General features: G+C 65.0%; 16 protein-coding genes. 10 read left to right on the forward strand and 6 right to left on the reverse strand.

Annotated features, from left to right (window positions below):
• Positions 1-65: 65 nt before the first annotated feature.
• Together AC4LFW_RS20130 and AC4LFW_RS20135 are read right to left on the reverse strand one after the other, a co-directional pair.
• Positions 66-1,757 (reverse strand): Na/Pi cotransporter family protein, encoded by a 1,692-nt coding sequence (locus AC4LFW_RS20130; RefSeq protein ID WP_491821471.1) that lies wholly within the window; start codon positions 1,755-1,757, stop codon positions 66-68.
• Between the two features lie 141 nt (positions 1,758-1,898).
• A complete protein-coding gene (locus AC4LFW_RS20135; protein WP_491821473.1) occupies positions 1,899-2,789 on the reverse strand; it encodes a cache domain-containing protein in 891 nt (296 codons plus the stop codon).
• 221 nt (positions 2,790-3,010) lie between these two features.
• Here AC4LFW_RS20135 and recC point away from each other — a divergent pair, with 221 nt between their 5' ends.
• From recC to recD, 3 genes are all read left to right on the forward strand, one after another.
• Positions 3,011-6,457, forward strand: coding sequence for an exodeoxyribonuclease V subunit gamma (gene recC, locus AC4LFW_RS20140; RefSeq protein WP_491822207.1), 3,447 nt, complete (start codon positions 3,011-3,013; stop codon positions 6,455-6,457).
• A 648-nt stretch (positions 6,458-7,105) separates the two neighbouring features.
• Positions 7,106-10,654 (forward strand): exodeoxyribonuclease V subunit beta, encoded by a 3,549-nt coding sequence (recB, locus tag AC4LFW_RS20145; RefSeq protein WP_491821475.1) that lies wholly within the window; start codon positions 7,106-7,108, stop codon positions 10,652-10,654.
• 5 nt (positions 10,655-10,659) lie between these two features.
• Positions 10,660-12,528 (forward strand): exodeoxyribonuclease V subunit alpha, encoded by a 1,869-nt coding sequence (gene recD, locus AC4LFW_RS20150; protein WP_491822209.1) that lies wholly within the window; start codon positions 10,660-10,662, stop codon positions 12,526-12,528.
• Between the two features lie 236 nt (positions 12,529-12,764).
• Here the strand turns inward: recD and AC4LFW_RS20155 are convergent, their stop codons facing one another.
• Entirely contained in the window at positions 12,765-13,673 is a 909-nt protein-coding gene (locus AC4LFW_RS20155) for an AEC family transporter (protein ID WP_491821477.1), read from the reverse strand.
• Positions 13,674-13,836: 163 nt separating this feature from the next.
• Between AC4LFW_RS20155 and AC4LFW_RS20160 the strand changes: the two genes are divergently transcribed.
• Positions 13,837-15,018, forward strand: a complete 1,182-nt coding sequence (locus tag AC4LFW_RS20160) for a GGDEF domain-containing protein (RefSeq protein ID WP_491821479.1) — start codon at positions 13,837-13,839, stop codon at positions 15,016-15,018.
• 31 nt (positions 15,019-15,049) lie between these two features.
• On the opposite strand, the gene AC4LFW_RS20165 is transcribed toward AC4LFW_RS20160, so the two are convergent.
• Positions 15,050-15,451 carry an acyl-CoA thioesterase gene (locus AC4LFW_RS20165; RefSeq protein WP_491821481.1) on the reverse strand — a complete coding sequence of 134 codons (402 nt, stop codon included), beginning with the start codon at positions 15,449-15,451 and terminating at the stop codon, positions 15,050-15,052.
• Between the two features lie 212 nt (positions 15,452-15,663).
• On the opposite strand from AC4LFW_RS20165, the gene AC4LFW_RS20170 reads away from it, so the two are divergent.
• The 5 genes from AC4LFW_RS20170 to phoU all read left to right on the forward strand — a co-directional run bounded on the left by AC4LFW_RS20170 (position 15,664) and on the right by phoU (position 22,606).
• Positions 15,664-16,635, forward strand: a complete 972-nt coding sequence (locus tag AC4LFW_RS20170; RefSeq protein ID WP_491821483.1) for a PstS family phosphate ABC transporter substrate-binding protein — start codon at positions 15,664-15,666, stop codon at positions 16,633-16,635.
• Between the two features lie 213 nt (positions 16,636-16,848).
• On the forward strand, positions 16,849-19,125 hold the full coding sequence (locus tag AC4LFW_RS20175; RefSeq protein ID WP_491821485.1) for an ABC transporter permease subunit: 2,277 nt from the start codon (positions 16,849-16,851) through the stop codon (positions 19,123-19,125).
• Between the two features lie 54 nt (positions 19,126-19,179).
• Positions 19,180-20,850, forward strand: coding sequence for a phosphate ABC transporter permease PstA (gene pstA / locus AC4LFW_RS20180; protein ID WP_491821487.1), 1,671 nt, complete (start codon positions 19,180-19,182; stop codon positions 20,848-20,850).
• Between the two features lie 99 nt (positions 20,851-20,949).
• Complete coding sequence (pstB, locus tag AC4LFW_RS20185; protein ID WP_491821489.1) at positions 20,950-21,780, forward strand: phosphate ABC transporter ATP-binding protein PstB; 831 nt, start codon at positions 20,950-20,952, stop codon at positions 21,778-21,780.
• 103 nt (positions 21,781-21,883) lie between these two features.
• A complete protein-coding gene (gene phoU, locus AC4LFW_RS20190) occupies positions 21,884-22,606 on the forward strand; it encodes a phosphate signaling complex protein PhoU (RefSeq protein ID WP_255961467.1) in 723 nt (240 codons plus the stop codon).
• A gap of 28 nt (positions 22,607-22,634) precedes the next feature.
• On the opposite strand, the gene AC4LFW_RS20195 is transcribed toward phoU, so the two are convergent.
• Positions 22,635-23,549: a LysR family transcriptional regulator gene (locus tag AC4LFW_RS20195; RefSeq protein WP_491821492.1), complete on the reverse strand. Its 915-nt coding sequence runs from the start codon at positions 23,547-23,549 to the stop codon at positions 22,635-22,637.
• Positions 23,550-23,637: 88 nt separating this feature from the next.
• Between AC4LFW_RS20195 and AC4LFW_RS20200 the strand changes: the two genes are divergently transcribed.
• Entirely contained in the window at positions 23,638-24,555 is a 918-nt protein-coding gene (locus tag AC4LFW_RS20200) for a DMT family transporter (protein ID WP_491821494.1), read from the forward strand.
• Here the strand turns inward: AC4LFW_RS20200 and AC4LFW_RS20205 are convergent.
• The gene (locus AC4LFW_RS20205; RefSeq protein WP_491821496.1) at positions 24,552-25,925 is read right to left on the reverse strand and encodes a GTPase/DUF3482 domain-containing protein; all 1,374 of its coding nucleotides are present in this window, start codon (positions 25,923-25,925) and stop codon (positions 24,552-24,554) included. The genes AC4LFW_RS20200 and AC4LFW_RS20205 overlap by 4 nt on opposite strands.
• Positions 25,926-25,965 lie beyond the last annotated feature (40 nt).

The following is a 25,965-nucleotide window of genomic DNA, read 5'->3' on the forward strand; positions in this document are numbered from 1 at the left end:
ACCCCGGCCATGCTCTGCATCGCCGGGGTTTTTCTTGCCCGCACCGGCCATCAGGCTCGTGTGGATCAGGCCGGCTTGCCCGGCGGCAGCTGCTGCTCGACCCGCGTTTCACGCACTGCCTGGCTTTCGCCCGAGACGCGCGGCTTTCCGCTGCCGGAACCCTCCAATGCCGGATACGCCGCGCTGCAGAACAACGAGTTGAGCCGCTTCATGTCTGCAATCAGCTCCAGATGGGCGGCGCTGGTCTCGATGCTTTCCACCACCTGCTGGTGCAGCCGATGGACATGGGCGTGGGCCAGTTCGCGCTCACGCTTGCGGAACTGACGCTTCTGCTGCAGCAGCTGGCGCGCACTGTGGGAATCACCGGAGAGAAACACCGACAGGCCCAGGCTCAGGTTGGCGCTGAGGAGGCTGTGCAGCTGACCAAGCTCGTCCAGCCCACTGTCGGAAAACGAGCGCCGCTTGGAAATTTTGAGGTTCTGCACCTTGCCCAGCATGTGCTCAATGATGTCGCCGGCCTGCTCCAGGTTGATTGCCAATTCGATGATTTCGGCCCAGCGCCGGCTTTCCTGTTCGGCCAGGTCCTCGCGTGGCATCCGCGCCAGGTAGAGCTTGACGCCGCTGTAGAGCGCGTCGACATCGTCGTCCAGGCGGCGGATGTCCTCGCCTGGCTCCGGACGGTCTTCACGCAGGGCTTCGAGCAGGTGTGCCAGCATGGTTTCCACCAGATCGCCGATGCGCAGCGTCTCGCGTGTGGCGTTGGCCAGGGCCAGCGAGGGGGTGTCCAGCGCAGTGGGGTCGAGATGGCGCGGCTGCGCAATGCCGTTATCCAGAGGCCGCTCCGTCAGTACCCGCTCGCAGAGCCTGGCCATCAGGCCGACCGTTGGCAGTAGCACCAGGCAACGTAGCGAGTTGTACGCCAGGTGGAAGGCGATGACCTGGGTTTGCGCACTGAAGCCGAGCGTTGCCATCCATTCCACCGTCATCGGCAGGAACGGCAGCACTACAAGGCCGGCGAGCTTGTACAGCAGATTGCCCAGCGCTACTCGACGGGCCGGCACCGGCTGTGGCGTCGCATTGAGCCAGGCCAGCACACCGCTCCCGAGGTTCGCACCTATGACTACACCCAGCGCCACCGGCAGGCTGATCAGCCCGGCACTGGCCAGCGTTGCGGTGAGCAGAACGGCGGCGAGGCTGGAATACGACAGCACCGCGAACAGCGCGCCGACTACCACGGCCAGCAGGGTATCGCCGGCCAGAGAGGAGAACAGCACACGCATGCCGCGCGCTTCGGTGATGGGTTCGGCAGCGGCAACAATCAGCTGCAGCGCCAGAATGATCAGGCCAAGGCCGATCAGCACGCGACCGAGCTGACCGGCACGGGTCTGTTTGCGCGAGAGGAACAGGCTGACCCCGACCAGAGTGAACAGCGGGGACAGCCATGACAGGTCCAGGGTCAGCACGCGGGCCATCAATGCAGTGCCGACGTCCGCGCCAAGCATGATCGCCAGGGCGGTCGGCAGCGCCATCAAGCCCTGAGCCACGAACGAGATGGCCAGTAGGGCCGTGGCGTTGCTGCTCTGCACCAGCGCGGTGACGCCGATTCCAGCCGTGAAGGCCATGGGCGCGTTGGCCATGCTGTGGCCGAGCAACCTGCGCAGGTGCGAGCCGTAGACCCGCATGATCCCGGTACGCACGATATGCGTACCCCAGACCAGCAGCGCGATGGAGGACAGCAGATGCAACAGCGTCAACATCGGGCAGGGTCTCCGGCGACAGGATGATCAACAGGCACAGCCAGTCTTCCCAAAGGCGAGAGGTCAGCTATGGGTTATATCCGGTTGACCATGGTCGGCAACCGCCCGTTCACGAAATTGTCATGAACCGCTGCGCTTGCATCAGTTGGGCGAGTAGTAGCCCACGCCTAGCAGCACGTCGTCGACCCGACGGATCAGTGAGTGCTTTTTCTCCACCGCATTGGTCGCCGGATTGCGCCAGACATAGTCGACGGTTCCGCTGTCCTTGTTCTTGGCCAGTTCGATCATCTGCTTGAACAGCGGCGTACCGGCGGCATCGGTGATTTCGCGAACATCGACACCCACCAGGTTTGGAGAAGCGCCGCTGGCGCGGTACTGGCCGTCCTCCAGGCCGATAACGAACACATACTCGTCATTCATCACGAAGCCGCCCTGGGGGTCGTTGAAGGCCTTGAATGCGGTTTCGCCACCCGACCGCTTCATCAGCGCCACGGCTTCATCGAGCATCTTTTGCGCGTGCTCGGCGGACGAGCGTGGTATGTAGTAGCCCACCGCCAGGATCTTATCGCCCACCTTGCGGTACAGGCTGGTCTTGTTCTCGACCTTGTTGTCGGCCGGGTTCAGCCAGTGGTAGTCCACCTGGCCGCTGTCAGCGCTGCTGGCACCCTCGACGATCTGGCGGATGAAGGGCTTGCCGGCGGCATCCTTGAGGTCCATCACGTTGAGCCCGACCAGCGCGCGCGACGCACCGTTGCTCGCAAGCATGGTGCCGTCCGTATCCAGAACGAACACATAGTGCTGGCCATCCACGAAACCGCCATTGGGATCGTTGAAAGCTGCCAGGGCCTGCTCCGGCCCGTTTTTCTGAAGATGTGCGGCGGCGCGATCGAGCAGGGCGCTGGCCTGGCGCGCATGGCTGCGCTCGACCGAGCCTTTGGCCTGGGCGCCATCGGTGGCGGCATATGCCAGCGGGCAGGCACATAGCGCCGCACCTAACGAAAGGACCAGCAGGTTGCGGTTGTTCAATTTCATCGGTTGCTCCTAGCCTGAGGCAGGCGACAGGCTGCAGAGGTGCATGGGACTGCCTGTCATGGAATATCCTATGGCCGGTGGGGGAATTGATATTGATCACAAGAACCGTTGAGTTCCTGCGAAAGGAGTAGGAAAAAACGCCGCACGGCTATCCGCGACTCTGCCCGCTGCCCGGCCGGAACTTGCTACCCTTGGCCGCTGATCCAGTCGAAGCCGCCCTCATGCTCAGCCTCTACCACGCCCCTGACCTCGAAACCCTTGGCGAACTGGCCACGCGCCTGCTTGCCCAGCCACTCAGCGACCCCTTTGCCCCGGCGCTGGTGGTGGTGCCGAGCCAGGGCATGGGCCGCTGGCTGACTCTCGAACTGGCGCGCAAGCAGGGCATCGCCATGCAGCTGGAGATGCAGCTGCCGGCCAAGTTCGTCTGGGACCTGAGCCGCGCCGTGCTGGGCAGCCTGCCGGAGCAATCGGCCTTCTCCCCGACCACCCTGACCTGGCGGCTGTACGGCTGGCTATGCGAGCCGGCCAATCTCGAGCTCGCGCCGCGCCTGGCGCAGTACCTGGACGGGGGCGACGAGCGCCGTCGGCTGTCACTGGCGGCGAAGATCGCAGACGTCTTCGACCAGTACCTCCTCTATCGCGACGACTGGCTGGCGGCCTGGGAGCGTGGCGAAACCCTCGATCTCGGCCCGGACGAAGCCTGGCAGGCGCTGCTCTGGCGCGAGCTGACCAAGGACGGTCACCCGCACCGCGCCCGGCTACTCGGCGACCTCCTGCAGCGGCTCTACAGTGACGAGCCACTACCCAATCTGCCCGAGCGCCTCTTGGTGTTCGGCATCAGCAGCCTGCCGCCGCACCACCTGCGCGTGCTCGACGGCCTGGCGCGGCATATCGATGTAGTCGTCTGCGCACTCAACCCGAGCCGCGAGGCCTGGGGCGAGATTCGCGATATCCGCGAGCTGGCACGGCAGCTTCCTTCTTCCGGGCGGCTGGGGAGCGTCGCGAGCGAAGAGCAGGCGAGGCAAAACCCGGCGAGGGAGCGGAGTGTACAGGCCGTACATGAGCATCCCGAGCTGGGTTTTAACGAAGCCTCCTCGAGCGCAGTAGCTCCCCAGCCGTCCGGCGCCGATGACTGGTATCTGGATGTCGGCCATCCGCTGCTGGCGAGTCTCGGTAAGCAGGGTCGCGACTTTTTCGACTCGCTGTTCAGCCTGACCGCCAGCGAAGGCAGTCAGGAATTCGGCCTGTATTCCGAAGACGAAGACCTGCACGACGACAGCCTGCTGCACGCCTTGCAGAACGACATCCTGCGCCTGCGCACCCGCCAGCCAGAGGAGCGCATCACCCTGGCCGAGGACGACCGCTCGCTGGAAGTGCATATCGCCCACTCGCCGCTGCGCGAGGTGGAGATTCTTCACGACCAGCTGCTGGCGCGATTCGCCGGCAATCCCTCGCTGAGCCCGGATCAAGTGGTGGTGCTGACGCCGGACATCGAGCGCTACGCGCCCTTTATCGAAGCGGTGTTCGCCCCGCGCGAGGGCAGCCCGCGGATTCCGTACAGCCTCGCCGACCGCAGCCTGCGCGCCGAGGTGCCGCTGATCGAGGCCTTCCTTGAATTGCTGATGCTGGCGCAGAGCCGTTTCGCCGCCGAGGAAATCCTCGCCTGGCTGGAACAGCCGGCCATCGCCCGTCGCGCCGGGATCGAAAGCGAGGACCTGCCGCTGCTGCGCGACTGGCTGCGCGAAGCCGGCGTGCGCTGGGGGCGTGACGGCAGCCAGCGTGTTCGCCTGGGCTTGCCCGATGAATCAGCCTTCACCTGGCGCCAGGGACTGGACCGCCTGCTGCTGGGCTTCGCCGCACCGCCGCAACTGGCCGGATACAACGCGCCGTTGCTGGGCGAGCACTGGCCGCTGGATGCGCTGGAAGGCGCGCGCGGGCAGCTGCTTGGGCGGTTGGTGGACTTCGTCGAACGGCTCGGCAGCCTGGCCGATCAACTGGCCCGCCCGCGCCCTTTGGCCGAGTGGGCGGATGACCTGCAGGTCCTGATCGACACCCTATTCGACGAGCGCGAAGCCGGCGACACCTTGCTGCTCCTGTCCCAGGCCTGCGCGGCGCTGCGCGATCAGGCCCAGGCCGCCGACCTCACCCGGCCCATCGAGCTGGAACTGGTGCACCAGCAGCTCAGCGCCGCGTTGCAGCAGGGCGGCGGCGCCTCGGGCTTTCTCACCGGTGCGGTGACCTTCTGCACCATGGTGCCGATGCGCAGCCTGCCGTTCCGCGTGGTCTGTCTGCTCGGCCTGGACGATGGCGCCTTCCCGCGGCGCACGCCGCCGTCGGGCTTCGATTTGATCGGCCGGCATCCGCGCCGTGGCGACCGGGCGCGGCGCCTCGACGACCGCTACCTGCTGCTGGAGACGCTGCTCTCGGCGCGCCAGGCGCTGTACCTGTCCTATGTCGGCCGCGACCCGCGCGACAACGCCGTGCTGCCGCCCTCGGTGTTGCTCAGCGAGGTGCTCGAGGCCGTCGATATGACCGCGATCTGCCGTGAGCCTGCCAGCACCAATGCCTCGCAACCGAAAGCACCGAAGGCCAGCGAAAAGATCCTTATCGCGCATCCGCTGCAGCCGTTCTCTCCGCGTAATTTCGGCGAGGCGCCCTGTGCCGGCTATTCGCTGCCCTGGTTCCGCGCCGCCCAGCGCCTGGCCGAGCCACCACAGGCGCAGGCGCAACCCTTCGCCAGCCTGCTCGCCGAGCCGGATGAGGCCTGGCTGACCATCGAGCCGTTGCAGCTGTTGCAGTGTTTCCGCCATCCGGCGCGCTTTTTGCTCGAACAGCGCCTTGGCCTGCGCCTGGCCTACGACCAGGAATCGCTCGCCAGCGATGAGCCCTTCGATCTGGAAATGCCGGCCTGGAACGGCCTGCGGCGCCTGTCGCTGCAAGCGATGGAGCAGGGCTGGAGTGACGAGGACGAGCGCCGCATGGCCTGTGCAGCGGGTTGGCTGCCCACCGGCGAACTGGGCCAGGCACTGTGGGGCAAGCTGCGCGGGCCGGTGCGTGCCTTCGCGCCGCGGCTGTTCGAGCGGCGCCCGGACGCGGTGCCCGAACCGCTGCCGGTGGATGTCACCCTGGCCGGCGTGCGCGTGCATGGCTGGCTTGACGGCGTCACCCCGGCCGGACTGTTCGGCTGGAAGCTCGGCAAACTTGGCGAATGGGACCTGCCGCCGTTCTGGCTGCGTCATCTGCTGCTCAACCTGTCCGCCACGCCCGGCATCGAACGCCACAGTCTGATGCTGTCGCCGGCCGGTGACTGGCAGCTGGCGCCGCTGACCAATGCCGCCGAGCTGCTGGAGCCCTGGCTGGTGGCCTACCGCAGCGCGATCCGCGAGCCGCTGCCGCTGTTGCCGCGCAGCAGCCAGGCGTTCGCCCGCGGCTACCGCAAGCCGAGCCGCGGCAGCGAGCCGCTGGACTGCGCCCGCAAGCGCGCCCGCGAAGCCTGGCTCGGCGCCGAGTTCAGCCCCATTGCCGCCGAGACCGAAGACCCCTGGAACAGGCTCGCCTTTCGTGACCGAGATCCGCTGGACGAGCGTTTCGAAACCCTGGCCGAACAGCTGATCGGCCCGGGGCTGGATGCGTTGGCGGATGGAGAGGAGCAGAGCGATGACGTTTGAAGCATTGTGCCTGCACTTGGTGTCGTGCCTGTTCGACGGTCAAGGTTTCGCCCCTGACGGGCGAGTCACTTTCTCTTTGCTTGCGGATCGTCGCCCGGTGCAAAGAGAAAGTAACCAAAGAGAAAGCACACCCCGCATCCGGCCCCGGCTGCGCCGGGGTTCCCTCGCTCCATCCCTGCTCCGGCGGCACGCAGCGAAGGGCCATCCCTGGCCCATCGCTGCTCTCGCGGCATCCATGCCGCTCGACCGCCTGCGCAGCGATTCCACTCGGCCTCCTGAGGGGCCCCGGTCCGCGGCGCCAGCTTATTTCGACATCCGTGTCTCCGGTGTTGGCATCACCGGCACGCACTGTCAGGCCCCGCATGAATCCCCTTCAGGAGGCCGAGCGCAGGCGTTGTGTAGGGGGACGCGAGGCATGGATGCCGAGCGAGGAATGACGGGGCAGGGACGCCCCGTCATGACGTGCCCCCGGAGCAGCGCCGGAGCGAGGGAAGTCTGGCCGCGCAGCGGCCAGACCTGGATGTTGGGGCGCGCTTTCTTTTGCTTACTTTTCTTTGCGCGGGCAAAGAAAAGTAAGGCGCCCAGCGGGGCGCAACCCGAGGGTGCGGCCAGCACTGCAAAGTCGGCTTTGGCTCGGAGGATCAAGCCATGAAACTCGACCTTCTCGACTCGCCCTTCGACGGCCGCTCGCTGATCGAGGCCAGCGCCGGCACCGGCAAGACCTGGACGCTCACTGCTCTCTATGCCCGCTTGTTGCTGGAGCGGCAGCTGTCAGTGGGGCAGATCCTCGTGGTCACCTACACCACCGCGGCCACCGCCGAGCTGCGCGAGCGCATTCGCGCGCGGCTGGCCGATCTCTTGGCTGTCTATGACGGCACGCCGAGCGATGATGGCTTCCTCAATCGCCTGCATGCCCGCTACCCGGACGAAGCCTCGCGCCGCCGCCTGTTGCTGGCGGTACATGGTTTCGACGAGGCGGCGATCTTCACCATCCACGGCTTCTGCCAGCGCGCCCTGCAGGACGCGGCTTTCGAGGCCGGCGGTGATTTCGACAGCGAGCTGACCGCCGATGACCGCGAGATCATCGACGCGCTGCTCGCCGACGCCTGGCGCAGCGAGCTGGCCGACGCCGACCCGGCCTGGGCGCGCTTTCTCGCCAAAAGTCGAATCACGCCGGTGTGGTTGCGCCAACGGCTGCGCAGTCATCTGGGCAAGCCCTATCTGCGGGTCGAGCCGCAGGGTGCACCGGTTGCGGCCGATCTGCGCCCGGTCGAGGCCGCCTGGCAGCGCGCCGCTGATTTGTGGAAGCAAGCGGGCCCCGCCTGGGTCGCCGAGCTGCTGGCCCATGGCGGGCTCAGCCAGAGCACCCACAAGAGCATCAAGTTCGCGCCCTGGCAGGCCGAACTGGACGCCTACTTCGCCGACCCGGCGGTTATGTTCGATTTACCCGACGGCGCCGCGAAGTTTGGTGTACGCGCCCTGACCAAGGCCTGCAAGAAGGGACATGACGCGCCCGTCTGCGAACTGGCCCATGCGCTGGACGCGCTCGCCGACCGGGTTGCCGAGGCGCTGCCGGCCGGCGAGCAGCGGCTGATTGCCCTGCAGGTCGCGCTGCTGGAGCGGCTCAACCGCGAGCTGCCCGAACGCAAGGCAGCGCAGCGCCTGCTGGCGTTCGATGACCTGCTCAATCGTCTGGATCAGGCGCTGCAGGGGCCGGTCGGTGAGGACCTGGCGGCCTCGCTGCGCGCCACCTATCCGCTGGCGCTGATCGACGAGTTCCAGGACACCGACCCGATCCAGTACGCCATCTTCGACCGCATTTATGCCAAGGGTCGTGATGCCTCGCTGTGCTTCGTCGGCGATCCCAAGCAGGCGATCTACGCCTTCCGCGGCGCTGACCTGGCAACCTATATGACGGCCAAGCAGCAGGCCGATCGCGAGCCCTTCAACCTGCCCACCAACTACCGTTCCACGCCCGAGCTGATCGCCGCGCTGAATCAATTGTTCGACCATCCGCAGCCCTTCGCTCAGCGGGACCTGCGTTATCCGCCAGTGGGCGCAGCCGACAAACCGCGCGCCAGCCTTCGCCTCGTGGAGGAGGACAACGCTGCGCCGCTGTCGTTGGTCTGGCTGGGCGATGATCCGCTGGGCAAGGGCGAGGCCGCGCAGCTGGCAGCGAGCGACACCGCACGGCGCATCGCGCTGCAACTGGCCGGTGCCGCCGAGGGCCGCGCCGGTTTCGACCAGAACGGCGTGTTCACCCCTTTGAAAGGGGGCGATATCGCCGTGCTGGTGGCTAACCATCGTCAGGCCGGGATGATTGCCGATGAATTATCCGCGCGCGGCGTGCCCAGCGTGCGGCGCGGTCGCGATAGCGTCTGGCGCAGCGAGGAAGCCACCGAGCTGGCCGCCGTGCTGGCCGCCTACGCCGAGCCCGGCCGTGAGGGCTTGCTGCGCTATGCGCTGGCCACGCGCCTGTTGGGGCGCAGTGCTGCCGATCTGGCGCGTTGTCAGGACGACCAGCAGCAGTGGGACGCCGAGCGCGAGGCCGCCGAGCGCTATCACCAGCTCTGGCAGCAGCAGGGCTTCATGCGTGTGTTTCGTGCCTGGCTCGACGAACAGGCGGTGGCCGAACGCCTGCTGGCGCGAGTGGATGGTGAGCGGCGGCTGACCAACCTCCTACACCTGGGCGAATTGCTGCAGGCCGAAAGCCTGCTGCGGCCGGGGCTGGAACCGCTGCTCGCCTGGTTCAACCTGCAGCGCGGCAGCGAAGGCGCTGGTGAGGAAGCCCTGCTGCGTCTGGAAAGCGATGCCGAGCGCGTGCAGATCGTCACCATCCACACCAGCAAGGGGCTGGAATACCCGCTGGTGTTCTGCCCGTTTCTTTGGGACGGCAAGCTGCTCGGCAAGAATCCCGACAGCGCCCGTTGCCACGATGCCGATGGCCAGCCGCTGCTGGACCTGGGGAGTGACAACCTCGAAGCAAACCTTGAGCGCGCGCGCCAGGAAGCGTTCGCCGAACAGCTGCGCCTGGCCTATGTCGCCCTGACCCGTGCGCGCGACCGGCTCTGGCTGCACTGGGGGCCGGTGTGCCTGTGCAAGCCAAAGAAGGACGGCACACTCGCCGACGAAGGTCTGCACAGCAGCGCCCTCGCCTGGCTGCTGCACGGTCGTGAGCTGCCGGGTGAGAAGCCGTTGAGCGAACTGGGCAATCATCTGAGCGACCTTAACGGCGGTAGCCTGCGTCTGGCCATCGAGCGGCTGGTCGCCGCGAGCGACGGGCGCATGGCCTGCCTGCCGCTCGAGTCGCGTGAGGCCAGCACCCAGGGCAGCAGCCGCGCAGCGCCGCCCGAGCAGCTGGCGCAGCTCAACCGCAGCCTCTACAGCGCCTGGCGCATCGGCAGCTTCTCCGGGCTGGCCGCCGGCATGCACATGGAAGCGCCGGACCGCGACGCCCTGGCGATGCCCGATGCCGGCGAGCCGGGCAGCGGCTTCTTCGCCTTCCCACGCGGTGCTCGGGCCGGTACCTGCCTGCATGCCATTCTCGAGGACTGGGCGCGTGGCAAAGATGCCTTGCCAGAGCTGGTCGAGCCGGCATTGCAGGCCTATGGCTTGCCGCTGGAGTGGAAGGACATCGCTACGGCGCATCTGCAAAAGGTGCTCGACACAGATATGGATGGCGCCGGCCTGACCCTCGCTGCGTTGCAATCGGCCAGACGCCTGCCGGAACTGGGCTTCACCTTTCCTGTGCGGGACCTGGATGTAACGCGCCTGCGCGGTTTGTTAACCGACCCGGCCAACGGTCTCGCCGCGCCCCTGCGCGAGGCGGCAGCGCGGCTGGAATTCGACAGCCTCAAGGGCTTTCTGAAGGGATTCATCGACCTGACCTTCGAGCACGACGGCCGCTGGTACATCGCCGACTACAAATCCAACTGGCTCGGCCCGGATGCCAGCTACTACGGCGGCGAGCGGCTGCTGCAGGCGCTGGCGGGCGAGCACTACTACCTGCAATACCTGATCTACCTGGTGGCGCTGCGCCGCTTCCTGCGTCAGCGCCTGGTGGATTTTCGCGACGAGCACCTGGGTGGCGCCTTCTACCTGTTCCTGCGTGGCATGCCTGAGGCCGGCGTCTACTTCGCGCGGCCGGACGATGCGCTGCTCGATGCGCTGGATCGACTGTTCGAGGAGGGACGGTGATGCACATGGATCTAGTGGAGCTCGCAAAGCTACCCTTCGGCCCGCTGGAGCGTGCTTTCATGGCCAGCCTGCAACGGCTCGAGCCAGATGTGTCCGAGCCGGTTCTGGTCGCGGCGGCGCTGTGCTGCGAGGCGCTGTCGGCCGGCGATGTCTGTCTGCCGCTGGAGCGACAGGCCGGCAGGCGGCCCTGGCCCGAGGTCGATCTCAGCGTGCCGGCTCTGTCCGTCTGGCGCGCTCAGCTCGAAGCCTCCTCGCTGGTCGGTGCGCCAGGCGACTACGCGCCGCTGACCCTGGTCGGCAACCGGCTCTACCTGGCCCGTTACCAAGCCTACGAGCAGCAGCTGGCCGAACAGCTGCTGGCCCGTGCCGGCGATGCGCCCGAGGTGGACGAAGCGCGGCTCGCCAACAGTCTGGCGCGGCTGTTCGCCTTCAACCAGCAAAGCCCCGACTGGCAACGCCTGGCCGCCGCCCAGGCGGTACGCCGGCGCCTGGCGGTGATTTCCGGTGGTCCCGGTACCGGCAAGACCACTACCGTTGTCCGTTTACTCGCAGCGCTGCTGGAACAGCCCGGCGGCGAGCGCCTGGCCATTGGCCTCGCGGCACCCACCGGCAAAGCCGCGGCGCGCATGGCCGAGGCAATCCGCAACGCCAAGACAGAGTTGCCGGTCAGCGATGCGGTTAAAGAAGCGCTACCGGACGAGGCGCGCACCCTGCATCGCCTGCTCGGCAGCCGCGGTGATAGCCCCAAGGTACGCCATGATGCAACCCATCCACTGGCCTTGGACGTGCTGGTGGTGGACGAGGCGTCCATGGTCGACCTGGCGCTGATGGCCAAGCTGGTCGCCGCGTTGCCGCCAAAGGCGCGCCTGATCCTGCTCGGCGACAAGGATCAGCTGGCTGCCGTGGAGGCCGGCGCGGTATTTGCCGAACTCTGTGAAGGGCGTGGCTTCGATAGCCAGGCGGCGGCCGATCTGCAACGCATCACCTGGCAAAACGTAGCGGTGGACACCCCAAGATCGCGCCTGGGCGATGCCGTGGTGCTGCTCACCCACAGCCACCGCTTTGCCGGCGACAGCGGCATCGGGGAGCTGGCGCGGCGGATCAATGGAGGCGATGCCAGGGGCACGGTCACGCTCCTGCGGGAAGGTCGCTCGGATCTGGCCTGGAACGCAGCACCCAGCCCTACGACGCTGATCGAGCGACTGGAACAGGGCTACGCACCTTATCTGCAGGCTGCGCGGCACGCCGATCCATCCGCTGCGTTCGAAGCCTTCAACGGCTTCCGCGCACTGACCGCCCAACGCGAAGGCGTCTTTGGCGTCACTGGCATCAACGAGGCGCTGGAAGCACGCTTTAGACGCCGCCTCGGCGTGCCGGCCCGCGAGCGCTGGTATCCCGGCCGCGCGGTGATGGTCCGGCAGAACGACTACGCGCTGGGCCTGTTCAACGGCGATATCGGCCTGTGCCTGAAAACCGAGCAGGGCCTGCGGGTGTTCTTCGAGGGTGACGACGGTTACCGCGGCTTCGCGCCGGCACGGCTGCCGAGCCACGACAGCGCCTTTGCCATGACGGTGCACAAGAGCCAGGGCTCGGAATTCGCCGAAGTGCTGCTGGCGTTGCCCGATCAGCCCAGCCCGCTGCTGACTCGATCGCTGTTCTACACCGGCATCACCCGCGCCAAGCGCAAGGTCGAGATCTGGGCGTTGCCGGCGCGCCTGGCCGAGGCGGTAAACACCCGTGCCGAACGGGCGGCCGGGCTGGCCGAGCAACTGAGCGTAGCGCCGAAACCGGCCGGCGGGGCCGCGACCGCCCACGATTCGTCGGTGCCACGGCCAATAGCGGAGCCGCCGGGGGATCAGCTCAGTCTGTTCTAGCAGGACAACCCAGGATTGTTCTACACCTGCTGATCTGATGCGTGCCAAGACGGCGCCTGCATCGTGGCCGACCGAGCTCGCCGCCTTTGTCGCCGGGCTTACCCGGCGGGCTTCGCCGTTTTGCTTAGCGATCGACGCGGCATCGCCCTGGATGCGCGTTTGCCCGATCAGCATGGCGCTAACGCCGACTCGGGGCTGGGCAAGGCTGTGTGGTTTGTCGCAGCCGTGCGACGGCTTCAGCCGTTTAGCAGCATCAGTATCAGCGGCAGGCTGGCGGCGGCGAGCAGTGTCTGCAGGGTGATGATGCCGGCCATGAGGTGGCTGTCGCCGCCGAGCTGGCGGGTCAGCACATAGGCGGTGGGAGCGGTGGGCAGGGCGAAGAACAGCACGATGATGGTTGATTCCATCGCTGGCAAGTGCAGCAGGCGGGCAACGCCGTAGGCGAGCAGCGGAACCGCCAGCAGGCGCAGGGCGCTGTTCCAGCCGAGCGCGGGAATTTCACCGCCGAGCTCACGTGGTTTCAATGCGGCACCGACACACAGCAAGCCCAAGGGCAGGCTCGCCGCTGCGAGCAGGCTGAGCAGCCGATCGGTACCACCGGGCAATCCCAGTCCGGAGAAGTTAACGAGTGCGCCGGCCAGGCAGGCGAGGATCAAAGGATTCCTGGCGATTGGCAGCAGTAAGCCACGTAGGCTGACGCCGCGCTCGGCCGTTAGCGCCCAGACCGACATCACGTTCACCGTGGGCACCATGAGCGCCAGCATCAAGGCCGCCAGCGCCAGACCCTCCTTGCCGAACAGGCTGCCCACTGCGGCCAGCCCAAGGTATGTATTGAAGCGCAGCCCGCCCTGGGCAAACGCGCCGAAACGTGCAGCCGGCCAACCTCGCACTCGTTTCATGGCCAGCAGAACAAGCCAGGCCGCGCCTAGACCCAGCATGACCGCCGCGGCCAGACGAGGCAGGGCTGGGTTGTCCAGCGGTGCGGTTGCGAGGCTGCTGAACAATAGCGCTGGGAAGAGGACGAAGTAGTTGATCCGCTCGGCACCGGGCCAGAAGGCTTCGCTTGGGAATTCCCGCAGGCGCAGGAAATATCCGGCAATGATCAGGGCGAAGAGAGGCCAGAGAGCAAGCAGAAGGGCGGTCACGGATACATCCATCAGCGTAGGTTGATAGATAGTGGCGCCTGCCGCGGGGCGCCGCAACCTGGCAGGCTTTCAGCGGAGCACGCACTGCCACGCGTTCATCGGGAAATCAACCGGTGTGATGTCTAAGTGATATCATCGTCACGCCAGTTTACGAGCCGCGTCGATGCAAACCCTTGAACTCCAGTCTGCCGAAGATTTTCGGGATACGCCCTACGGCAGGCAGCTGCTCGGAGGCTTCCGTCATCTGCTCTTTGCGCCTGAGCTGGAACGCGAGTTTCGCCGCTATCTGGATTATCAGGCGCGTCTGGCTCAGGTGCTTGGTGCCTGTCTGCTGTTGCTGGTGGTCGGCGGTTACCTGTATGTCGAGCGAAAGCTGTTCGCCCACTCGGACCCGGGCTGGCTGAGGGAGCTGACCTTGTTGCGCCTGCTGCAGATGGTCCCCGGCATCGCGATCCTTTTCATGACGATCTTCCACAAACGGGTCCGGCTGATCGCCAACCGCCTGTTTCCCCTGTTGCTAGTACTGGTGGGCGTGGTCGCGTCGCGCATCGACATTCACTACGAGCTCGTCCAGCCGGAGCTGGCGTTTCGCTATGGCGCGGGATTGCTGATCGTTTGCTCGTTCTTCTTTCTTGGTATCACCTTCTGGCGCGCACTGGCCAGCGCGGTTGCCATCGTTCTTTTCGATATCCTCATTGCCGCCGTGGTACTGCCTTCAGACGACATGCAGGTGCACTGGATTTCCGTCAGCTACTACCTGTTGCTGCTGTTCATTGGCGCAGTGAGCCGCTACATCCACGAATATTCCCAGCGTGAGCAGTTCCTGGTGCGCCAGCTGCTTGGCTGGGTGGCGCAGCACGACTCATTGACCGGGCTGGCCAACCGCCGCAGCTTCGACACCGCGCTGACGAGGACGCTGTTGCAGGCACGCCGCGATCGTCAGCCGGTGGCGCTGCTACTGCTCGATCTGGACAACTTCAAGGCTTACAACGACAGCCTTGGTCATCCGGCCGGTGATGCGCTGATCCGGATATTCGGAGAGCTGCTCGGGCGGTTTTCGAGGCGGCCGATGGATCTGGCGGCACGGGTGGGGGGAGAGGAGTTTGCCTTGCTGTTGCTCGACTGTGATGCCAGGTCGGCGCAGGCCATCGCCGGACAGATTCTCTGCGCATTGGCCGAGCGGGCCGTGCCGCATCCTGCGCCGGTGCAGGGCGCTTTGGTGACCACCAGTGTCGGGATTGCGCTGTGGCAGCCTGGCCAGAGTGCCGAGCAGCTCTACCAGGCCGCCGATGCGGCGCTGTACCAGGCCAAGCAGGCCGGCAAGAATCGCTACGTGATGGGCTGACGCCAGGCCGCCGGGCCGCCGGATCGTTCGATCAGCGGCGGGGGGTGACCGGGCGGGTGCGCCCGCTGCCGTCGATGGCGACGAAGACAAATACCGCCTCGGTGACCTTGCGCCATTCGCTGGACAGCGGGTCATCGCTCCAGACTTCCACCAGCATGCGGATCGAGCTACGACCGACATCCAGCGTCTGGGTGTAGAAAGACAGCTGCGCGCCAACTGCCACCGGCACCATGAAAGCCATGCGGTCGATGGAGACCGTGGCCACGCGCCCGGCAGCGACGCGGCTGGCCATGGCGGTTCCGGCCAGATCCATTTGCGAGACCAGCCAGCCTCCGTAGATATCGCCGAAACCATTGGTTTCACGGGGCAGAGCGGTCAGTTGCAAGGCCAGGTCGCCCTGGGGGATCGGATCTTCCTGTTCGTATTCTTTCATCGTCGACTCGCGGCGCGTTTGTTGTTCTGGCGCGAAAGGCCCGCGGTAGTGCGGGCCGGGCGAGTATAGCGGCTGTAGGAGGCGGCAGCGACAGAGGTGACCGAAAGTTCAATGCCGTCACCAGATTGTCACATTCCATTCATAGAGTGTTCACACGGCCTGCAGACAATGGCCCCCGTTCCAAACACTGAACACCCTGCTAGGAGCATGGAATGAAACTGAATCGTTTGATGGCGGCCTTGACCTTCGTTGCCGCTGGTGTAGGCGCTGCCAACGCAGTGGCCGCGGTTGATCCAGCACTGCCGACCTATGAGAAGACCTCCGGCGTATCCGGCAACCTGTCCAGCGTCGGTTCCGACTCCCTGGCCAACCTGATGACCCTGTGGGCTGAAGACTTCAAGCGTGCCTACCCGAACGTCAACATCCAGATTCAGGCCGCTGGCTCCTCCACTGCACCGCCAGCGCTGACCGAAGGCACTGCCAACCTCGGCCCGATGAGCCGTCCGATGAAGGACAACGAAATCCAAGCCTTCGAAGAGAAGTACGGCTACAAGCCGACTGCCGTACCGGTCGCCATCGACGCCCTGGCCGTGTTCGTCCACAAGGACAACCCGATCAAGAGCCTGGACATCGAGCAGGTCGACGCCATCTTCTCCAGCACCCGCCTGTGCGGTGGCGAGCAGGACATCAAGACCTGGGGTGACGTTGGTCTGACCGGCGAATGGGCAAGCAAGCCAATCCAGCTGTTCGGTCGCAACTCGGTATCCGGAACCTACGGCTACTTCAAGGAAGAAGCGCTGTGCAAGGGCGACTTCAAGCCTAACGTGAACGAGCAGCCGGGTTCGGCCTCGGTGGTGCAGTCGATCTCCAGCACCCTGAACGCCATTGGCTACTCGGGTATCGGCTACAAGACTTCCAGCGTTCGCGCCGTGCCCCTGTCCAAGGGCGGCGAAGCCTTTGAAGCCAACGAAGAGAACGCACTGGCTGGCAAGTTCCCGCTGGCTCGCTTCTTCTACGTCTACGTCAACAAGGCGCCAAACAAGCCGCTGAGCCCGATCGACGCCGAGTTCCTGAAGCTTGTGCTGTCGAAGCAGGGTCAGGAAGTGGTCGTCAAGGATGGCTACATCCCGCTGCCGAAGAAAGTCGTCGACAAGACGCTGAATGATCTGGGTCTGCAGAACTAAGACCTGACGCCAGGCCTGCCGCGCTCGCGGCTAGCCTGAGACAGACGCCCGCCACGCCATGCGCGCTGGTGGGCGTCGTCGCGTCACCTTGCTGTAATTTTTCTGTCACACAGCTGCATTAAATTAGGCGCCCGACCGGCCACCAAGCCTGGAAACGACTCGCGCCAGAGCGGCGCAGCAGTTTTAGCGGCCTGAGTGGCCAGGAACCTTCGCATGAACGATATCGAGACCATGAGCGCGAATTCCGATGTGCAACGGCTGGACTTCAATACCCCGGCTCTGCAACGCAAGCGCCGCATCCGTGCGCTGAAAGACAACCTGGCGCGCTGGTACGTCTCCATTGGCGGGCTCGCCGTACTGGGCGCGATCTGCCTGATCTTTTTCTACCTTGCCCAGGTCGTTGCGCCCATGTTCCAGGGCGCCGAGCTCGACGCGCGGGACGTCCAGCAGCCGGCATGGCTGGCCGATGCGGGCGAGCCGCTGTTGCTGGCGATGGAAGAACAGAACCAGGTCGCGATGCGCCTGGGCGCCGATGGAATGGTGCGTTTCTTCACGCTGCGGACCGGTGAATCCCTGCGCACCCTCGAGCTGCCGATTCCGGCCGGCAGCCGCATCGTCTCGATCGGGCAGGACGTGCCCGGCAACCGGCGGATCGTGCTGGGCCTGGACAACGGCCAGGTGCTGGTGGTCGAGCACAACTACAAGGTCAGCTATCCAGGCGGCGAGAAGACCATTACTCCGCAACTGGATTACCCATTCGGTCAGGAGCCGCTGCAGCTCGACCCGCAGGGCCGGCCGATTGCCCACGCAGCGGTCAGCCTGAACGGCGACACCCTGATGGTCGCAGGTGCAACCGACGGAGCTGTCCAGGCCCTGAAGATTACCGCTACCGAAAACCTGATGACCGGTGAGAAAAGCCTCGAAGAGGAGCGCATGGATCTGCCGCAGCTCTCCGAGCCGATCAAGGCGCTGCGCATCGATCCGCGTCACATGTGGCTGTTCGCCGTGAGCGGACGCGCCAGCGTCGATGTGTTCGATCTTCGCCGCAAGCAACTCAACGGTCGCTACAAGCTGCTCAGTGGCAAAGGCGAGATCACCACGGTGGCTTCGCTGTTGGGCGGTATCTCGCTGATGGTCGGCGATTCGACCGGGGGCATCAGTCAGTGGTTCATGGTGCGCAGCAATGACGGCCAGTCCGAATTGAAGAATGTGCGCAACTTTCAACTGGACGACCAGCCGATCACCCAGATCCTTCCCGAAGAGCGTCGCAAGGGCTTTCTCGCCCTGGACAACGACGGGACCCTGGGCATTTTTCACAGCACCGCCCATCGCACGCTGCTCACCGAGCAGGTCGCCGAGGGTGCGGCGATCGCCGCCATGTCGCCTCGCGCGACACGTTTGCTGGTGGAGTCCGGCAACGGGCTGCAGCGCTTCGTGATCGACAACCCGCACCCGGAGATTTCCTGGGATGCGCTGTGGGGCAAGGTCTGGTACGAGAGTTATCCGGAGCCGGACTACGTCTGGCAGTCGACGTCGGCCACCGGTGATTTCGAGCCCAAGCTGAGCCTTTCGCCGCTGGCGTTCGGTACCCTCAAGGCGGCCTTCTACGCGATGCTGCTGGCCGCGCCGCTGGCCATCTGTGCAGCCTTCTACACCGCCTATTTCATGGCCCCGGCGCTGCGCCGCAAGGTCAAGCCAGTGATCGAGCTGATGGAGGCGCTGCCAACGGTCATCCTCGGCTTCTTCGCCGGTCTGTTCCTCGCGCCATATCTGGAAAACCACCTGCCCGGCATCTTCAGCCTGCTGTTACTGATGCCGCTGGGCATCCTGCTGGCAGCCTGGTGCTGGAGCCGACTGCCGGAGAACATCCGCCTGAGCGTGCCGGATGGCTGGGAAGCCGTGCTGCTAATCCCGGTGATCCTGGTTGTGGGCTGGGGATCGCTGGCCGTGAGTGGTTACCTCGAGAACTGGTTCTTCGGCGGCGACATGCGCCTGTGGTTGTCCAACGAGATGGGTATCCCCTTCGACCAGCGCAACGCCCTGGTGATCGGTCTGGCCATGGGCTTCGCGGTGATCCCGACGATCTACTCGATTGCCGAGGATGCGGTGTTCAGTGTGCCGCGCAGCCTGACCCTGGGCTCCCTGGCCCTCGGTGCGACGCCCTGGCAGACGCTGACCCGCGTAGTGCTGCTGACCGCCAGCCCGGGCATCTTCTCCGCGCTGATGATCGGCATGGGCCGCGCCGTGGGCGAAACCATGATCGTGCTGATGGCCACCGGCAATACGCCGATCATGGAAGCCAACATCTTCGAAGGCATGCGCACCCTGGCGGCCAACGTGGCGGTGGAAATGCCCGAATCTGAGGTGGGCAGTACCCATTACCGCGTGCTGTTCCTCGCCGCGATGGTGCTGCTGATGTTCACCTTTGTGATGAACACACTGGCCGAGCTGATCCGCCAGCGTCTGCGTCGCAAGTACGCCAGCCTGTAACAAAGAACGCAGCCGGCGACGACTGCGACAAGATTTCTGCAAAGGTATCGATCCGTGAAAAAGGATTCGCTGAACACCTGGATCAAGAGCGGCACTCCCTGGGTCTGGATGAACGCTGGCGCCGTGTCCATCGCCGTGATCATGACCCTTGGCCTGCTGGCGGTGATCGCCGTGCGGGGCCTGGAGCATTTCTGGCCGGACGACGTCATCGTCGCCGATTACCAGATCCCTGGTGCCGAGCCCCGGGTAATGGCCGGTGAAGTGGTGCAGGCCGAAGAGGTGCCGCGCGCGCGTCTGGCGGCCAGTGGCTTGCCAGTGGACGTCGAGGGCGGCGAGTTCATGACACGTGAACTCCTCAAGGTCGGCAACCGCGAAGTCTACGGTGCGGACTTCTCCTGGGTGGTCGGCGAGTGGCTGAGTAACATGCGCAAGCCGGCCGATCTGGTTGCCCTGGAGCGCCGCGAGTGGGGCAACTTCTATGGCGAACTGCTGAACGTCAAGGAAGCGGGTCAGCTGGTTGCCGAGGGAGACGCGGCCTGGAACGAGCTGCAACAGCGGATCGACCGCATAAATGAACTGCACGAACAGATTGCGAAGCTGGAGCAGGTCGATATCGGCCGCATCAACTATGGGCTCGAGCGGCTGCGTCTGAAGACCCGCAAGCTGGAACTGGACGATCAGCTCGATGCGGCCGCCCAGGCCGAGCTTGATGCCGAACGTGCCCAGTGGGACAGCGAATACAAAGCCCTGGAAAGCGAGCTGGTAGCGCTCTATCAGGGCTTCAACCGCGACAGCATTACCATGCGCACCATGGACGGCCAGGAAAAGGTGATCTCCCTCGGCAAGGTCGTCCGCGCCTACCGCCCCAACGCCATGTCGACGCTGGACAAGATGGGCTTCTACTTCGCCAAGGTCTGGGAATTCGTCAGCGACGAGCCGCGTGAGGCCAACACCGAAGGCGGTATCTTCCCGGCGATCTTCGGCACCGTGCTGATGACCATCATCATGGCCGTCATCGTTACCCCGTTCGGCGTGATCGCGGCGGTCTACCTGCGCGAGTATGCCAAGCAGGGCGTGCTGACCCGCATCATCCGCATCGCGGTGAACAACCTTGCCGGCGTGCCTTCGATCGTCTACGGCGTGTTCGGCCTGGGCTTCTTCGTCTACGTCCTGGGTGGCTCGCTCGACCGGATCTTCTATCCGGAAGCGGCACCGGCGCCGGTATTCGGTACGCCGGGCCTGATGTGGGCATCGCTCACTCTGGCGATCCTGACGCTGCCGGTGGTGATCGTTGCCACCGAAGAAGGCCTGGCGCGCATCCCGCGAATTCTTCGTGAAGGCTCGCTGGCCCTGGGTGCGACCAAGTCCGAGACGCTATGGAAAGTGGTACTGCCGATGGCCAGCCCGGCGATGATGACCGGCCTGATTCTGGCGGTGGCCCGTGCCGCCGGTGAAGTCGCACCGCTGATGCTGGTGGGTGTGGTCAAGCTCGCGCCTAGCCTGCCGCTCAACGGCAACTACCCCTATCTGCACCTCGATCAGAAGATCATGCACCTGGGCTTTCATATCTATGACGTCGGCTTCCAGAGCCCCAATGTCGAGGCCGCACGGCCGCTGGTCTACGCCACTGCGTTGCTGCTGGTGCTGGTGATCGCGGTTCTGAACCTCAGTGCCGTCGTGATTCGTAACCACCTGCGCGAAAAATACAAAGCGCTTGACCATTAACTGCCGATAAAAGCGCTGGAGGCCAGACGCTGGACGAACATACGGCACCGACCGCGTCCAGCCTCAAGCCTCTGGCCTCCAGCGACTACGGAGACACCCATGTCACAAGCAAAGACGCATTCCATCGACATCTCGGCGCTGGGTCGTGACAAGCGCGCGCTGGATCTGGCCAACGAAGCCGTGGCCATCGAAGTGCCCGACCTGAGCCTGTATTACGGCGAGAAGCAGGCGTTGTACAACGTCAGCATGAACATTCCGCGTCAGCGGGTGACTGCCTTCATCGGGCCGTCCGGTTGCGGCAAGTCGACGCTGCTGCGCTGCTTCAACCGCATGAACGACCTGGTCGACGGCTGCCGCATCGAAGGCGCCATCAACCTCGACGGCAACAACATTTACCGCAAGGGCGAAGACGTCGCCGACCTGCGCCGTCGTGTCGGCATGGTGTTCCAGAAGCCCAACCCGTTTCCCAAGAGCATCTACGAGAACGTCGTCTACGGGCTGCGCATCCAGGGCATCAAGCAGAAGCGCGTACTGGACGAGACCGTCGAATGGGCACTCAAGGGCGCCGCCCTGTGGGACGAAGTCAAGGATCGCCTGCACGAATCGGCCCTCGGTCTTTCCGGCGGCCAGCAGCAGCGTCTGGTCATCGCCCGGACCATCGCGGTGCAGCCCGAAGTACTGCTGCTCGACGAGCCCAGCTCGGCCCTCGACCCGATCTCCTCGCTGAAAGTCGAAGAGCTGATCTACGAGCTCAAGGCCAAGTACACCATCGTCATCGTCACCCACAACATGCAGCAGGCCGCGCGGGTGTCCGATTACACCGCCTTCATGTACATGGGCAAGCTGATCGAGTACGGCGATACCGATACGCTGTTCACCAACCCCGACAAGAAGCAGACCGAAGACTACATCACGGGGCGCTACGGTTAATAAGCAAAAAAGACGAGAAGAGCGCTGGAGGCTGGACGCTTGACGTACAAGCACCTCGTCCAGCCTTCAGCCTTCAGCCTTCAGCGGCTTTCAGGAGCTTTTGATGATCAGCAAAGACAGCCACACCCAACACATTTCCCAGCAGTTCAACGCCGAGCTGGAAGAGGTGCGCAGCCACCTCCTGGCCATGGGTGGCCTGGTGGAGAAGCAGGTCAACGATGCGGTCACCGCGCTGATCGAAGCCGATTCTGGGCTGGCGCAGCAGGTGCGTGACGTGGATGACCAGATCAACCACATGGAGCGCGACATCGACGAAGAGTGCATCCGCATTCTTGCGCGGCGCCAGCCAGCGGCGTCCGACCTGCGCCTGATCATCAGCATCTCCAAGTCGGTCATCGACCTGGAGCGTATCGGTGACGAGGCGACCAAGATTGCCCGCCGCGCCATCGAACTGTGCGAAGACGGCGAGTCGCCGCGCGGCTATGTCGAAGTGCGCCATATCGGCGACCAGGTTCGCCGCATGGTGCAGGAGTCCCTGGATGCCTTTGCCCGCTTCGATGCCGATCTGGCGTTGTCGGTGGCGCAGTACGACAAGACCGTCGACCGCGAATACAAGACCGCCCTGCGCGAGCTGGTCACCTACATGATGGAAGACCCTCGCTCGATCTCCCGCGTGCTCAGCGTGATCTGGGTATTGCGTTCGCTGGAGCGTATCGGCGACCACGCGCGCAACATCGCCGAAATGGTGATCTACCTGGTACGCGGTACTGACGTCCGTCACCTGGGCCTCAAGCGCATGGCCGAGGAAGTGGCCAAGCGCGACTGAATTGTCGAGGTCCTGCTCAGTGGACTGGTCAGCGCGAACCCAGCGCCTCACTGAGGTAATCGATCAGAACCCGCTGTTTGGGCGGCAGGTGCTGGTTCTGCCGCCACAGCAGCCAGGCCGCGCCTTGATACGAGCCGGTGTAGCGCCACTGTTGCAGCACCTCGCGTAAGTGCCCATCCGCCAATGCCTGCGCTGCTGTGAAATGCGGCAACACGGTGATTCCAATATCAGCCAGCGCAGCTTCCAGCCTCGCTTCGCTGTGGTTGCAGACATAGCGGCCGCGCACCGTTACCACTTCCTGCCGTTCGCCATCGCTGAAATGCCAGCGGTTGTCGCCCGCGTGCTCACCCAGATAAACGCAACTGTGTCGGAGCAATTCCTGCGGATGCTGCGGCGTGCCTTGCTGTTCCAAGTAGGCCGGGCTGGCGCATAGCAACTGACGCACCGGCCCGAGTGGTTTGCCGGCGAGGCCTTCGGGTGGCTGATCGGTCACTTTGATCAGCAGGTCAAAGCCGTCCTCGATCAGGTCCGGGCTCTGGTCGCTGATATGCAGTTGCACATCTACATCGGCGTAGCGGCGTAGAAAGCCTGGCATCAATGGGCTGATGACGAATTTGCCGTAGGCCTTGGGAACGCTCAGGCGGACCAGTCCGCGCGGGCTGCTCATCAAGCGTTCTCCGATGGCCAGTGCCTGGTCGGCGGCGTCCAGCATCGTGCGGCAGTGGACGTAAAACTCGCTGCCGGCTTCGTTGAGCCGCAGTTGCCGCGTGGTGCGTTCCATCAGTCGTAGGGATAACTCATGCTCCAGGCGCGCTACCTGACGACTCACCGCCGAGGCGGTCATGCCCAGCTGACGGGCCGCCGCGGAGAAGCTTCCTGTCTCAACCACGCGAGCAAAAACCGCCATACCGGTTAGCAGCGAAGTCTTTTCATTCGTTCTCATGCTGAACAAGTACTTTGTCTTTTCGCTGGATTATCAATTCCAGCGCATCAAAGGACAATCGGCATTTGCAGATCAGAGGCCGTTCAGCATGAAAGCTTGGCAAGGCGTAGCACGACGCAATCTCTGGCTGGCCGATGCCATGCTGCTGATGGTGGCGATCATTTGGGGCAGCAGTTATGCAGTGGCCAAGCAGGCGCTGTGGTTCTATCCGGTGCTGGGATTTCTGGCGGTTCGCTTCGGGCTGACCTTCATTGTGCTACTGCCGCAGCTGCGCGGGGACGGGCTGCGAGCGGTTCGTCCGGGTCTACCGCTGGGCCTGGTGATGTTGGGCATCTTTGTGTGTGAGACCTGGGGCCTCATGCTCACTACGGCCAGCAACGCCGCTTTTCTCATCAGTCTATGCGTGGTGTTCACGCCCTTCGTGGAATGGGCGATGCTGCGCCAGCGCCCGAGCAGTCTTTTGTTTGTCGCCTGCGGGTTGTCGCTGGCTGGCGTCTGGTTGCTGACCGGAGGCGTGGCGATATCGCTTAATGTAGGTGATGGGCTGATGCTTGCAGCTGCAGTGCTGCGCGCCGTGCTGGTCTGCCTGACGCGCCGCCTGACCGCCGATCTTGAAATTCCGCCGCTGGCGCTGACCGCCGTACAGAGCGGGGTGGTGGCCTCAGGTTGTCTGGTGCTGGGCCTGTCATTACCGGGTGGCTTGCCAGCGTTGCCGCAAAGCCCGGCGTTCTGGGCTGCGGCACTTTATCTGGTGGGGTTCGCCACGCTGTTTGCGCTCTACGTCCAGAACCTGGCGCTAGGCCGCACAAGCGCGACGCGCGTCTCGCTGCTGATGGGGTCCGAGCCCCTGTTCGGCGCCATCGTTGCCGGGCTTTGGCTCGAAGAGCGGTTGGGCCTGCAGGGCTGGATCGGCGGGCTGCTGATTGTTGCCGCCACGTTTTGCGCGTTGCGCTCTACGCGACCCAAGCCGGCGATGCCTGGCGAAGCCGCTGTGGCGGGCGCCTAGCTTCGCTGCAGGCTCTGGACCAGCTCCGCCAATTGCTGCTGCCGTTCGGACTGTTCCAGCCGTGCGCCGGGGTTGAGCGAGGACCATTCGGGATGGGCGCGGCATCGATGCAGCGCTTCGGGCAGCTTGCCTTCGCGCCAGGCCTTGTCGTCCGGCGCATCCAGGCGGATCGCCTCCATCGCGGCGTGGCCACGGGCGGCAAGGGCGATCAGCAATTGCCGCTGGCGCAGCGCGAGCAGGCGCAGCACGGCGTCGTCGACGGTCAGTTCGCGCTGGCCCTTGAGCTTGCCCAGCAGCCGGTTGCCATAGTGTCTGGCGGTCTGCGCACCACCACCGGCAATAGCCCCGAGCAGTGCCGCCGCCCCCATGGTGATGCCGCCGACCATCAGGTCGACCCCGGCACCTGCGGCCGCCCCGGCGGCCATCCCACCGCCGATCTTCACGCCCAGCTCCTTGAGCGTTTCCGGATTGAACAGGTCATCACCCCAGCGACCATCGAGCAATGGCAAGTCGGCTGCAGCTGCATCCTGTGGCCGGAAGCCGTACAGCCGCAGCATGGACTCGACGCAGCGTTGCTCGCGGGACCGCACGGCGTCGTGCAGCTCTCGGATGGCGCCGCGCTCAAGGTCGGGCTGCGCCGCAACGCTGCGGCGGCAGGCGGCGACGTCGACCAGCAGTTCGGCAATCAGCCGGTTGCCTTCCACCAGCCGCGCCATGGCCTGGGCTTCATGGTCGTCGATCAATCGCTGCAGTTTGGGTCGCGACTGTTCCAGTAGCAGCGCCAGGCTTTCATAGAGTCGGCGCTCGCCATCGATCGGCGGGGCCACGCTGTCGAAGCGCACCAGCGCGTGCAAGCCCAGGCGCGCCAATGCTTCGCGCCACTGTTCTTCGCGGTGGCCGGTTTGCGCGACAAAGTTGAGCACCGGCAGCAGCGGCTTGCCGCAGCCGGCCAGCACCGCCAATTCGTCCTTGTACTTGGCCAATACCGGCTCGCGCGCATCGATTACGTAGAGGCCGGCATCGCTCGCCAGCAGCTGACGCAGCACCTTGGCCTCCTGCTCGAAGCGCTGACGTGCCTCGCTGCCATCAAGAAAGCGGGCGGTGCGAGCCGGCCCGTCGAGGCGCTCGCCGGGGCGTTCGATCCGCTCGAGATGATCGAGCAGGGCGATGGCGTCCTCCAGACCGGGCGTGTCATAGAGCTCCAGCAGCGGTTCGCCGTCGACGGACAGCCGCGCACCTTCTACGTGGCGGGTAGTGCTCGGCCGATGCGAGACCTCGCCAAAGCTGACGTCGCGGGTCAGGGTGCGCAGCAGCGAGGTCTTGCCGACGTTGGTGTGGCCGACCAGGGCCAGTTTCAGAGGTGCGCTCATGGGCGTCCTCCTCCGGGCGTTTTGATGAGTCTCGTCTGGT

The sequence above is a fragment of the Stutzerimonas sp. C6.4V genome (assembly GCF_058536345.1).